11 protein-coding genes are annotated in these 12,530 nt (G+C 55.6%); 8 read left to right on the top strand and 3 right to left on the bottom strand.

The features are described from left to right. Nucleotides 1–45: 45 nt before the first annotated feature. On the bottom strand, nucleotides 46–1,167 hold the full coding sequence (ydiK, locus tag IAE27_RS25895; protein WP_004113594.1) for an AI-2E family transporter YdiK: 1,122 nt from the start codon (nucleotides 1,165–1,167) through the stop codon (nucleotides 46–48). A gap of 203 nt (nucleotides 1,168–1,370) precedes the next feature. Here ydiK and IAE27_RS25890 point away from each other — a divergent pair, with 203 nt between their 5' ends. The 3 genes from IAE27_RS25890 (at nucleotide 1,371) to IAE27_RS25880 (ending at nucleotide 5,453) form a co-directional block, all read left to right on the top strand. Continuing rightward, a complete protein-coding gene (locus tag IAE27_RS25890; RefSeq protein ID WP_004102939.1) occupies nucleotides 1,371–4,427 on the top strand; it encodes an FAD-binding and (Fe-S)-binding domain-containing protein in 3,057 nt (1,018 codons plus the stop codon). Then, nucleotides 4,424–4,834: a 1,4-dihydroxy-2-naphthoyl-CoA hydrolase gene (gene menI / locus IAE27_RS25885; protein WP_064397646.1), complete on the top strand. Its 411-nt coding sequence runs from the start codon at nucleotides 4,424–4,426 to the stop codon at nucleotides 4,832–4,834. The genes IAE27_RS25890 and menI overlap by 4 nt, the downstream gene beginning before the upstream one ends. Nucleotides 4,835–5,204: 370 nt before the next feature. Continuing rightward, nucleotides 5,205–5,453 (top strand): GlsB/YeaQ/YmgE family stress response membrane protein, encoded by a 249-nt coding sequence (locus IAE27_RS25880; protein WP_004102935.1) that lies wholly within the window; start codon nucleotides 5,205–5,207, stop codon nucleotides 5,451–5,453. Between the two features lie 119 nt (nucleotides 5,454–5,572). Here the strand turns inward: IAE27_RS25880 and IAE27_RS25875 are convergent, their stop codons facing one another. After that, nucleotides 5,573–5,899, bottom strand: coding sequence for a hypothetical protein (locus IAE27_RS25875; protein ID WP_017145693.1), 327 nt, complete (start codon nucleotides 5,897–5,899; stop codon nucleotides 5,573–5,575). Nucleotides 5,900–6,550: 651 nt separating this feature from the next. Continuing rightward, nucleotides 6,551–6,892, bottom strand: coding sequence for an anti-adapter protein IraP (gene iraP / locus IAE27_RS25870; RefSeq protein ID WP_004102923.1), 342 nt, complete (start codon nucleotides 6,890–6,892; stop codon nucleotides 6,551–6,553). A 537-nt stretch (nucleotides 6,893–7,429) separates the two neighbouring features. Between iraP and sufA the strand changes: the two genes are divergently transcribed. Genes sufA through sufS form a run of 5 tightly spaced genes read left to right on the top strand, consistent with a single transcriptional unit; the run spans nucleotide 7,430 to nucleotide 12,526 of the window. Continuing rightward, on the top strand, nucleotides 7,430–7,807 hold the full coding sequence (sufA, locus tag IAE27_RS25865; protein WP_108704942.1) for a Fe-S cluster assembly scaffold SufA: 378 nt from the start codon (nucleotides 7,430–7,432) through the stop codon (nucleotides 7,805–7,807). 2 nt (nucleotides 7,808–7,809) lie between these two features. Continuing rightward, nucleotides 7,810–9,297 carry a Fe-S cluster assembly protein SufB gene (gene sufB / locus IAE27_RS25860; protein WP_004102919.1) on the top strand — a complete coding sequence of 496 codons (1,488 nt, stop codon included), beginning with the start codon at nucleotides 7,810–7,812 and terminating at the stop codon, nucleotides 9,295–9,297. 16 nt (nucleotides 9,298–9,313) lie between these two features. Next, nucleotides 9,314–10,060 (top strand): Fe-S cluster assembly ATPase SufC, encoded by a 747-nt coding sequence (gene sufC, locus IAE27_RS25855; protein ID WP_004102917.1) that lies wholly within the window; start codon nucleotides 9,314–9,316, stop codon nucleotides 10,058–10,060. Further along, the gene (sufD, locus tag IAE27_RS25850) at nucleotides 10,035–11,309 is read left to right on the top strand and encodes a Fe-S cluster assembly protein SufD (protein ID WP_200093068.1); all 1,275 of its coding nucleotides are present in this window, start codon (nucleotides 10,035–10,037) and stop codon (nucleotides 11,307–11,309) included. The genes sufC and sufD overlap by 26 nt, the downstream gene beginning before the upstream one ends. Then, a complete protein-coding gene (gene sufS / locus IAE27_RS25845; RefSeq protein WP_016807788.1) occupies nucleotides 11,306–12,526 on the top strand; it encodes a cysteine desulfurase SufS in 1,221 nt (406 codons plus the stop codon). Before sufD ends, sufS begins: the two co-directional genes overlap by 4 nt. Nucleotides 12,527–12,530: the final 4 nt, after the last annotated feature.

The following is a 12,530-nucleotide window of genomic DNA, read 5'->3' as shown; positions in this document are numbered from 1 at the left end:
CGGTCAAGGCGCAATGGCAAAAGGCGGGTTTCCCCGCCCGTTGACTTATTTATCCTGCGAGGCTCGGGTATTGAGCTCGCTAAGCTCCTCAAGCACCAGATCGGGATCTTTCGGCGGCGGCGGCGCTTCGTTAACCCACGCGTCGTATAGTCGCCAGGAGACCGCCAGCAGAACCGGCCCGATAAACAGGCCAATCATGCCGAACGCCACCAGACCGCCGATAACGCCGGAAAGGATCAGAATCATCGGCAGGTCGGCGCCCATACGAATCAATAGCGGGCGGATAAAATTGTCCATGGTGCCCACTACGCAGCTCCACACCAGCAGTACGGTACCCCAGGTGGTATCGCCGCTCCAGTAGAGCCAGATAATTGACGGCACCAGAACCAGTAAAGGCCCCAGCTGGACAAGACAGGTAAAAATCATCACCACGGTGAGCAGCGCCGCGTAGGGCACGCCGCTGACCGCGAGACCAATACCGCCGAGCACCGCCTGGGCCAGGGCCGTCACGACCACTCCCAGCGCCACGGCGCGAATTGCCTGACCGGCGAGGATCACCGCCGCGTCGCCGCGTTTGGCGGCCAGACGGGTAGCGAAGTGGCGGAAACCATAGGCGACCTGTTCACCGCGCCAGTACAGCAGCGCGCTAAACAGTAGCATAAGACCGCAGTAGACCAGCAGCTTGCCGATATGCGCCGCCTGACCAACAAACCAGGTGGTGGTGGTGCCGAGATAAGGGCGAATTTTAGTCATAATCGCCGTGCCCCCCATCTCCAGCAAATTATGCCAGCCGGTGTACAGCTTATCGCCGATCAGCGGAACCGTATTCAGCCACGCCAGATCCGGCGGGGTAAAGTTGCCGCTGGTCACCACTTTTATTAATGGCACGCTGTTGTCCACCAGACTATTGACCAGTAGCGCAATAGGAATAACGAAGAGTAAAAAAAGCAGCAGCGTCATTACCAGTACGGCCAGAGAGCGTTTGCCGAAAAGCAGGCTCTGCAGACGCAAAAGTACCGGCCAGGTCGCGATGACCACCGTACCGGCCCATGCAAATGACAGAATAAATGGCTGAACGACCCACAGACAGGAAATAATAATCAGGGACAAAAACAGCACCGACAGCAGAACTTGCGGTATATCCCGGGGCTGATTGGGGTTAATCATAGTGAAATTTTACCTTTGCAGTCGCGTCAAAAGGCTGACGCAGCGTAATTCCATGTACTGATAATAATATCAATAAGTTCGCGCGCCTGATTTTGCCCTTAATTCTGGCGGGCGCATATGAAAAAAATGTGATAAAAAGTTGGGTGCGTCACGCAAACGATTAATCACTTACAACACAACATAGTCAGGCAGGGTCGAGCGTCATGATCCCACAGATTTCTCAAGCGCCAGGTGTCGTTCAACTGGTGCTGAATTTTTTGCAGGTACTGGAGCAACAGGGTTTTACCGGCGATACCGCCACCAGCTATGCCGACAGGCTAACGATGGCAACTGATAACAGTGTATATCAGCTGTTGCCGGATGCGATTTTATTCCCCCGTTCCACGGCAGACGTGGCTCTGCTGGCAAGACTGGCGGCGGAAGAGCGTTTTAAAACGCTGATCTTTACCCCGCGCGGAGGCGGCACCGGCACGAATGGCCAGGCGCTGAACGCCGGGATCATCGTCGATATGTCCCGCTATATGAACCGCATTATTGAAATCAACCCCGAAGAAGGGTGGGTGCGGGTGGAGGCGGGGGTCATTAAGGACCAGCTTAATCAGTTTCTTAAACCGTACGGCTACTTTTTTGCCCCGGAACTGTCGACCAGCAACCGCGCCACGCTTGGCGGGATGATCAACACCGACGCCTCCGGGCAGGGGTCGCTGGTCTACGGTAAAACCTCCGATCACGTACTCGGGGTGCGCTCGGTGCTGATCGGCGGCGATATTCTTGACACTCAGCCAATCCCGGCGGCGCTGGCGGAAACCCTGGGCGCAGAACAGTCGGCGATCGGGCGGATCTATCGCACGGTATATCAACGCTGCAAAGCGCAGCGGCAGCTGGTTATCGATAAATTCCCGAAACTTAACCGTTTCCTCACAGGTTACGATCTGCGCCACGTGTTCAACGACGACATGAGCGAATTTGATCTGACCCGAATCCTGACCGGTTCCGAAGGCACGCTGGCGTTTATTACCGAAGCGCGGCTGGATATCACCCGTTTGCCGAAAGTGCGCCGGCTGGTCAACGTTAAGTACGATTCCTTTAACTCTGCGCTGCGCAACGCGCCGTTTATGGTGGAAGCGAAGGCGCTTTCGGTCGAAACGGTCGACTCGAAGGTGCTCAATCTGGCGCGGGAGGATATTGTCTGGCATTCGGTTAGCGAGCTCATTACCGACGTTGCGGATAAGGAAATGCTGGGGCTGAATATCGTCGAGTTCGCCGGTGATGACGCCGAACTGATTGACGGCCAGGTGACGACCCTGTGTCAGCGCCTGGATGAACTGATAGCACGCAACGAGGCGGGCGTAATCGGCTGGCAGGTTTGTCACGAGCTGGACGGCGTCGAGCGCATCTATGCGATGCGGAAAAAAGCGGTTGGGCTGCTGGGGAATGCCAAAGGGGCCGCCAAACCGATACCTTTCGCCGAAGATACCTGCGTGCCGCCGGAACACCTGGCCGATTATATTGCTGAATTCCGTGAGCTGCTCGACGGCCACGGGCTGAGCTACGGTATGTTTGGTCATGTCGATGCCGGCGTGCTGCACGTGCGGCCGGCGCTGGATATGTGTGACCCGCAGCAAGAGATGCTGATGAAACGGATCTCCGATGACGTGGTCGCGTTAACCGCTAAGTACGGCGGTCTGCTGTGGGGGGAACACGGCAAGGGTTTTCGCGCTGAATACAGTCCGGCATTCTTCGGCGAAGAGCTGTTCGGCGAACTGCGCAAAATTAAAGCCGCGTTTGACCCGGATAACCGTCTGAACCCGGGTAAAATCTGTCCTCCGGAAGGCGTTGATGCGCCGATGATGAAGGTGGATGCGGTCAAGCGCGGGACATTCGATCGGCAGATCCCCATCGCCGTGCGCAGCTCGTGGCGCGGCGCGATGGAGTGTAACGGCAATGGCCTGTGCTTCAACTTTGATGCCAAAAGCCCGATGTGCCCGTCGATGAAGGTCAGCAACCACCGTATTCACTCGCCGAAAGGGCGGGCAACGCTGGTGCGTGAATGGCTGCGCCTGCTGGCGGACCGCGGCATCGACCCCAATCAGCTGGAAAAAGATCTGCCGGAAAAACGCGCCAGCCTGCGTACTCTGGTGGAGCGTACCCGCAATAGCTGGCACGCACGTAAAGGCGAGTACGATTTCTCCCATGAGGTTAAAGAGGCGATGTCCGGCTGTCTGGCCTGTAAAGCCTGCTCGACCCAGTGTCCGATTAAAATCGACGTTCCGGAGTTCCGTTCGCGTTTCCTGCAGCTTTACCATAGCCGCTATTTGCGCCCGGTTCGCGACCATCTGGTGGCGACGGTTGAATCCTACGCGCCGCTGATGGCGCATGCGCCTAAGACCTTCAACTTCTTTATCAATCAGCCGTGGATGCGCAAGCTATCGGAAAAGCATATTGGTATGGTTGATCTTCCGCTGCTTTCCGTCCCATCGTTGAAGCAGCAGATGGTCGGCCACCGTTCGGCGAATACCACCCTGGAACAGCTGGAAGCGCTGAGTCCTGAGCAGAGGGCGAAGAGGGTGCTGGTGGTTCAGGATCCCTTCACCAGCTATTACGATGCGCAGGTGGTTGCCGACTTTGTTCGCCTGATCGAGAAAGTGGGATACCAGCCGGTGCTGCTGCCGTTCTCTCCCAACGGCAAGGCGCAGCATATTAAGGGCTTCCTGACGCGATTCGCGCGCACCGCGCAGAAAACTGCCGACTTCCTTAACCGCGTGGCCCAGCTCGGCATGCCGATGGTGGGTGTCGATCCGGCGCTGGTGCTCTGCTATCGCGATGAATACAATCAGGTGCTGGGCGACAAGCGCGGCGATTTTCGCGTGATGCTGGTGCATGAATGGTTGCCGCAGGCGTTGACGGAAACCGCAGCGCAGGATCAAGGCGGCGAGTCGTGGTATCTGTTTGGTCACTGTACTGAGGTGACGGCGCTTCCCGCTTCTACCCGGCAGTGGGCGGATATCTTCGCACGCTTTGGCGCGAAGCTGGAAAACGTTAACGTGGGCTGCTGCGGCATGGCCGGGACCTACGGTCATGAAGTGAAGAATCACGCCAATTCGCTGGCCATCTACGCGCTCTCCTGGCAGCAGGCGATGCAGCGCCTGCCGCGCAACCGCTGTCTGGTCACCGGCTACTCCTGCCGTAGCCAGGTGAAGCGTATTGAAGGCAGCGGCGTACGCCATCCGCTGCAGGCGCTACTGGAGATTATGGGATGATTTGGAAACGTTACAGCACGCTGGAGCAACTGAATGCGATGGGCGACGGGAACATGGTCGGCCTGCTGGATATACGCTTCGAGGCCATGACCGACGAGACCATCGCCGCGACCATGCCGGTAGACAGCCGTACCCATCAGCCGTTTGGCCTGCTGCACGGCGGCGCATCGGTGGTATTAGCGGAAACGTTAGGTTCGGTGGCGGGCTATCTGTGCAGCGAAGGCGAACAGAAGGTGGTCGGTCTGGAGGTCAATGCCAACCATATTCGTTCGGTGCGCAGCGGGAGGGTTCGCGGCGTGTGCCGGGCGCTGCACGTCGGCTCCCGTCACCAGGTGTGGCAGATCGACATTACTGATGAGCAGGGGCGTCTTTGCTGTTCGTCGCGGTTGACCACAGCCGTAATTTAAGTCAATTAAGGGGGAAGATTTCCCCCTTAATACTTATTACCTGCCATCCTTCATCACCGCTGAACGTACCTACGCTATATCCGCTAGCTGCCGGTTTGCACTGTTATTTGTATTGAGATTTAACCAGGCCCAATGTTAACGCTTTATAAGAAAAGTCCTGGCTTAACTTTGCTGCTCACCAGGGATTATTAGCCTTCTACCTTTTATATTTTTTGGTCGCTTATTTGTGCGACATCTTTAGCGCGTAGACCATTATCTTTGATATGACAAGCTCATCCATGTTAAATATAAATTTATCAAACATCGTTAATATTTATGCTAATATTTTTAATACCAGAATTTACAAGGTAACAAGAGGACGGAGTTAGCTATGGGTATCATTTCATGGATCATTTTTGGGCTTATTGCCGGTATTTTAGCCAAGTGGATTATGCCGGGGAAAGACGGCGGCGGGTTTATCGTTACCGTAATTCTCGGTGTCATCGGTGCAGTTGTCGGGGGTTGGATTAGTACTTTCTTCGGCTTTGGCCGGGTCGACGGTTTTAATTTCGGCAGCTTTGTCGTCGCGGTGATTGGTGCGCTGGTCGTACTCTTCATCTACCGTAAGATCAGAAGCTAACCGCACCAGCAACGCCATAAAGTGCAGAGGCTGCCGCCATTGTCGGCAGCCTTTTTAATACTTCTAAAATGTCCGAGTGTTTAATTTCCCCTCTTTCATTCTATTACCACGATACGCGCTTACAGCGCGGGCATATCGGGGACCGGCACGACTTCAACGCGCACTTCATAATGTTTAGCTTTGCTGGCTGGAATCAGCGGCGTGAGTTTATTGATCGTTTCGACCGGATTATCGGTGGCTACGGTGGCGGAGAAAATAACCGGTTTTTTCGGCGGCACAGGGAAAGGCATTGGGCCATAACCCTGAGTCAGCTCGAAGGGGGGATGGCCAGCATTATGCGCCTCAGCCGCCGGTGAGGGCGTTTCGGCTTTCTCTGCATCGGCGGCGAACGCGCTGGTGACGGTAATCGAAACGACGGCGAAGAGCGCAATGATAGTTTTTTTCATTTTTGTTACCTCATAAGTATGTCGATAAAAGCTTAGAGGCAACGCTTTTGGCAAACAATCCCACGGTGGGCGAATCCTATGAATCTCCTTATTTCTTCACGAATGTGAAAGCCTGTCCGCGACGGTGAGGCTTACGAAATTTAAGGGGGAAATGGGGTTAATCGAGCAAAACGCTAATAATTAACAGGACGACCATACACATCGACATGACATCTGTTTCTATATCCATAGTTCAGTACAACACAGGTTCCCGATCGGTCGCCGTTGCGACATTGCGTGAAAAGATGAAGGAAATTTAGCAGCGCATTCTACAGGAGCCAGCCGGCACTGAATAAATCTTTATTTCTGTGAAATGACAGCACTTATAATGAAAACGAATAGGTTTCGTTGCATGAATGGATTCGCGTTAGTGAGGGGGCAAACAGCGTCTCAATTTGGCATATTGGTCGGGTGGCGCGTCAGGCGGCGCGGGAGCCAGAGGGGCAATGGGAGGCAAATGCCATCGTCCCGCCGGATACGCACGTGAAGAAAATATTAATACTGTTTATTGGCCGCCGCGCCTCGTTATGCGCAGCGCGGCATCAACCGATGCCACGGTGGACGCCGACGCGGCGAACAGGCGGCAGGACTTCGCTGGAAGCAGGGCTCCGCTTAGTCCACGCGTTTGCCTTTGGTCGCCTCTCCGCCGCCGAGTGCGGCTTGATTAATTTTATCTTCGTGGGTATTAATCAATTGCGTGAGCGCTATTTGCTCCTGAAATTTAGTCAGCAGAAGCTCAGCGTCGGATTTAAGAATATCTTCCGATGATTCAAGCACCGAGTTAATTGCTTTGGTCACATTCCCAACCAGCTCCGCGACCCCTCCTTCCTCGCCAATGGCAAGCATCAATGCGCTTATCAGCAGCGACTGGGCCTCAACCTGCGCAGCAAGCTGCTTGTTTTCTGCATCCATCGCTGAAATTTTCGCGATGATGCTGAGAATGACATTATTCATGATAATCCTTAAATCAATGAGTTAAACGCCGAAGATCACGCTGGTTATATTCGTTGCAGGATCAGCGAAATATCCATTGAAGATAAATATGCCAGAAAATATATCATCAGTGGTAGTGGGGTATTTTCATTATCGGTTGCAGGCGATCCGTCGCTATGGCTTTATCTCAATGTGCTGTCAGATGATTTTGCTGCCGGCACGCTGGCTTGTTGCGGCCTGAAGCGTGTAACTCATTGAATGTCCAGCAAGTAGATGAAAAGTGCTTTTTCCCGCGCCTATTTTATAAATCGGTATTTTCGATACATCTTTGCCATTGCCTGCAATTAAGTGCGCCAAACGTCAATATCTTATTATTTTTCAATATATTAAAACAGAAATTCGCAGGCTGAAAACGCCGAGCGCAGGGTCTATGCTTATAAAAAGCGCAAGAAATGAGCCAGCGGGGACAATACCCCTTCTCCGGATGGGTTGAAGTGATAATCATTATCACTAACATAGTGGGTATGCCCTGATGGCGTCAACCTATGAGGTAGAGCGATGGATTCACATGCAGGAACTTTTAATCCCGAAGATTTCAGCTGGCGCGGCCTGGCGATGACCCCAGCCGCCGCCGCCCATATTCGCGCACTGGTCAGCAAACAACCCGACAAGCAGGGGCTACGCCTGGGCGTTAAAACCAGCGGCTGCGCCGGCTTTGGCTACGTTCTCGAACTCATCGCTGAACCGGCGCAGGACGATCTGCTTTTTGAGCGCGATGGCGCGAAACTGTGGGCGCCACTGCAGGCCATGCCGTTTATCGATGGCACCGAGCTCGACTACGTCCGCGAAGGTTTAAACCAGATCTTTAAATTTCATAACCCCAAAGCGCAGCACGAATGCGGCTGCGGCGAAAGTTTTGGCGTTCAGGCGGAGTAACTATGTCTCGTAATACTGAAGCAACTGACGATGTCAAAACCTGGAGCGGCGGGCCACTCAACTATAAAGAGGGCTTTTTTACCCAGCTACAGACCGATGAGCTGGCGAAAGGCATAAATGAAGAGGTGGTTCGGGCGATTTCTGCACGCCGCAATGAACCAGAATGGATGCTGGAGTTTCGTCTGAACGCCTTCAAGGCCTGGCAGGCAATGGAAGAGCCGCACTGGCTGAAAGCGCACTACGACAAGCTGAATTATCAGGATTACAGCTATTACTCAGCGCCCTCCTGCGGCAACTGCGATGACGCCTGCGCTTCTGAGCCGGGAGCTCTACAGCAAACGGGGTCCAGTGCATTTCTGACCAGCGAAGTCGAAGAGGCGTTTAACCTTCTCGGCGTACCGGTTCGCGAAGGGCGGGAGGTGGCCGTCGACGCCATTTTTGACTCGGTTTCCGTGGCGACCACCTATCGCGAAAAGCTGGCGGAGCAGGGGATTATTTTCTGCTCCTTCGGCGAAGCGATTCACGATCACCCTGAACTGGTCAGGAAATACCTCGGCACCGTGGTACCGGGCAACGACAACTTCTTTGCCGCCCTTAACGCGGCGGTAGCCTCCGACGGCACCTTTATCTATGTGCCCAAAGGCGTGCGCTGCCCGATGGAGCTGTCGACCTATTTCCGCATCAACGCCGAGAAAACCGGCCAGTTCGAACGCACCATACTGGTCGCCGACGAAGGCAGCTACGTGAGCTATATCGAAGGCTGTTCGGCGCCGGTACGCGATAGCTACCAGCTGCACGCGGCGGTGGTGGAGGTGATCATTCATAAAGATGCCGAGGTGAAATACTCCACGGTGCAAAACTGGTTCCCCGGCGACAATAATACCGGCGGGATCCTTAATTTCGTGACCAAGCGCGCCCTGTGCGAAGGCGAGAATAGCAAAATGTCGTGGACCCAGTCGGAAACCGGCTCGGCGATCACCTGGAAGTATCCGAGCTGTATTCTGCGCGGCGATAACTCCATTGGCGAGTTCTTCTCGGTAGCGCTGACCAGCGGCCACCAGCAGGCGGACACCGGCACCAAGATGATCCATATCGGCAAAAACACCCGTTCGACGATTATCTCGAAGGGGATTTCAGCCGGCCACAGCCAGAACAGCTATCGCGGCCTGGTCAAAATTATGCCCACCGCGACCAACGCGCGCAACTTCACCCAGTGCGACTCCATGCTGATTGGCCCGGACAGCGGGGCGCATACCTTCCCGTATGTAGAATGCCGTAATAACAGCGCGCAGCTTGAGCACGAAGCGACCACCTCCCGTATCGGCGAAGATCAGCTGTTCTACTGTCTGCAGCGCGGAATCAGCGAAGACGATGCCATCTCGATGATCGTTAACGGTTTCTGTAAGGATGTCTTCTCAGAGCTGCCGCTGGAGTTTGCCGTAGAAGCGCAAAAATTACTGGCGATTAGCCTTGAACACAGCGTCGGCTGATAACAAAGGAAATAAGATGTTAAGTATAAAAAATTTGCAGGTCGCCGTTGAAGACAAAGAGATCCTGCGCGGACTGAATCTGGACGTTCGCCCCGGCGAAGTGCATGCCATTATGGGCCCGAACGGTTCCGGTAAAAGTACGCTCTCCGCCACGCTTGCCGGACGTGAAGACTATGAGGTGACCGGCGGCAGCGTGGAGTTTAAAGGCAAAGATCTGCTGGAACTCTCCCCTGAAGATCGCGCCGGCGAGGGCATCTTCATGGCCTTTCAGTATCCGGTTGAAATTCCCGGCGTCAGCAATCAGTTTTTCCTGCAAACCGCGCTGAACGCCGTGCGCAGCTACCGCGGCCAGGAGCAGCTTGACCGTTTTGACTTTCAGGACCTGATGGAGGACAAAATTAAGCTGCTGAAGATGCCGGAGGATCTGCTGACCCGCTCGGTTAACGTCGGCTTCTCTGGCGGCGAGAAAAAGCGCAACGATATCCTGCAGATGGCGGTGCTGGAACCGGAGCTGTGCATCCTGGACGAGTCGGACTCCGGGCTGGATATCGACGCCCTGAAGATTGTTTCCGACGGCGTCAACTCGCTGCGCGACGGCAAGCGCTCGTTTATTATCGTCACCCACTATCAGCGCATTCTCGACTATATCAAGCCGGATTACGTCCACGTGCTGTACCAGGGGCGGATTGTTAAATCCGGCGATTTTACTCTGGTCAAACAACTGGAGGAGCAGGGCTATGGCTGGCTTACCGAACAGCAGTAACGCGCTGCAGCAGTGGCACCATCTGTTTGAAGCGCAAAGCGAGCAGCGCAGCCCGCAGGCGCATCAGCATTTGCAACAGCTTCTGCGGCTGGGGCTGCCGACGCGTAAACATGAAAACTGGAAATATACCCCGCTGGATGCGTTACTGAACCATACTTTTGTCGCTGCGGAACCGCAGACGCTGACGGCGGCCCAACGCGACGCCCTGGGGCTGGCATTGGACGCATGGCGTCTGGTTTTTGTCGACGGCCAGTTTAACGAACGCCTGAGCGACGACCTGACCGCCAGCGGCTTTGAGGTGCGGGTAGATAACGACCGTCAGCCGCTGCCTGATGCCGTTCAGCCCGAAGTTTTTCTGCATTTGACCGAAAGCCTGGCGACCAGCGTCACCCATATCCGGGTCGGGCGCCACCAGCGACCGGAAAAGCCGCTGCTGATCGTGCACATGACGCGCGGGCTGCCGGGCGATGAAATGAACACCGCCCACTATCGCCACCATCTGGAGCTGGAGAGCGGCGCGCAGGCGACTATTATCGAACACTATCTGAGCCTCAACGACGCCGCCCATTTTACCGGCGCAAGGCTGACGATGTCCGTGGCGGATAACGCCCACCTGCAGCATATCAAGCTGGCGTTTGAAAATGCGCAAAGCTACCACTTTGCCCATAACGATCTGTCCCTCGGACGCGACGCCTCCGCCTTCAGCAGCAGTTTTCTGCTCGGCGCCTCGGTACTGCGCCACCACACCAGCACGCAGTTGAACGGTGAAAACAGCAACCTGCGGATTAACTCGCTGGCGATGCCGGTTAACAACGAAGTGTGCGACAGCCGCACCTGGCTCGATCATAAGGTCGGATACTGTAACAGCCGTCAGCTGCACAAAACCATCGTCAACGATAAAGGGCGCGCGGTGTTTAATGGACTGATCAACGTCGCCCAGCATGCGATTAAAACCGATGGCCAGATGACCAACAATAATTTGCTGCTTGGCCGCCTGTCCGAAGTGGATACCAAGCCGCAGCTGGAAATCTACGCTGATGACGTGAAGTGCAGCCACGGCGCGACCATCGGGCGCATTGATGATGAACAGCTGTTTTATTTGCGTTCGCGCGGCATTACGCAGCAGGCGGCGCAGCAGATGATTCTTTACGCCTTTGCCGCGGAGCTCACGGAAGCGATCGATGATGAGGCGCTCAGGCAGCAGATACTGGCGCGTATTGGCCAGCGTTTGCCGGGAGGTAAAGCATGACATTTTCTGTGGAACGCGTGCGCGCGGATTTTCCCGTGCTTAATCGCGAGGTGAACGGTCAGCCGCTGGCCTACCTTGATAGCGCCGCCAGCGCGCAGAAGCCGGAAGCGGTGATCAACGCTGAGGCGGAGTTTTACCGCCACGGCTATGCGGCGGTACACCGCGGCATTCATACCCTTAGCGCGGAAGCCACGGCGCGGATGGAGCAGGTGCGTCAGCAGGGGGCGACGTTCCTGAATGCCCGATCGGCAGAAGAGCTGGTGTTTGTTCGCGGTACCACGGAAGGCATTAATCTGGTAGCGAACAGCTGGGGCAATGCTAACGTCGGCGCAGGGGACAATATCATCGTCAGCGCGATGGAGCATCACGCCAATATCGTGCCGTGGCAGATGCTGTGCGCCAGGGTGGGCGCCGAACTGCGGGTTATCCCGCTGAATCAGGACGGTACGCTGCAGCTCGATGCCATCCCCGGCCTGTTTGATGAGCGCACCCGGCTGCTGGCAATCACCCAGGTGTCTAACGTGCTGGGAACCGAAAACCCGGTCGCCGCCCTGGTGGCTTTAGCCCATCAGCACGGCGCCAAAGTGCTGGTGGACGGCGCGCAGGCGGTGATGCACCATCCGGTGGACGTGCAGGCTCTGGACTGTGATTTCTACGCATTTTCCGCGCATAAGCTTTACGGCCCCACCGGTATCGGCATGCTCTACGTTAAGCAGGATATCCTGCAGGATATGGCGCCTTGGGAAGGAGGCGGGTCGATGATCGCCACGGTCAGCCTGACGCAAGGCACGACCTGGACAAAAGCGCCGTGGCGCTTCGAGGCGGGAACGCCGAACACCGGCGGTATCATCGGGCTGGGGGCTGCGCTGGATTACGTCAGCGCGCTGGGTCTGACGCAGATCGCGGAATATGAACAAACCCTGATGCGCTACGCGCTGCAGGCGCTGGAGAGCGTGGCGGATTTAACCCTTTATGGTCCGCAAAATCGGCTCGGGGTGATTGCCTTTAATCTCGGCAAGCATCATGCCTACGATGTCGGCAGCTTCCTGGATAACTACGGCATTGCGGTACGTACCGGGCACCATTGCGCCATGCCGCTCATGGAGTTCTACGGCGTCCCTGCCATGTGCCGGGCGTCGCTGGCGATGTACAATACCACGGAAGAGGTGGACCGGCTGGTAGCGGGCCTGCAGCGGATCCACAAATTGTTAAGCTAAAGGA

Source organism: Klebsiella sp. S69 (assembly GCF_016516145.1).
GTDB classification, from domain to species: Bacteria; Pseudomonadota; Gammaproteobacteria; order Enterobacterales; family Enterobacteriaceae; genus Klebsiella; species Klebsiella oxytoca.
Note: the sequence above shows the minus strand (reverse complement) of the source record. Positions and strands in the feature narration are given on the sequence as shown.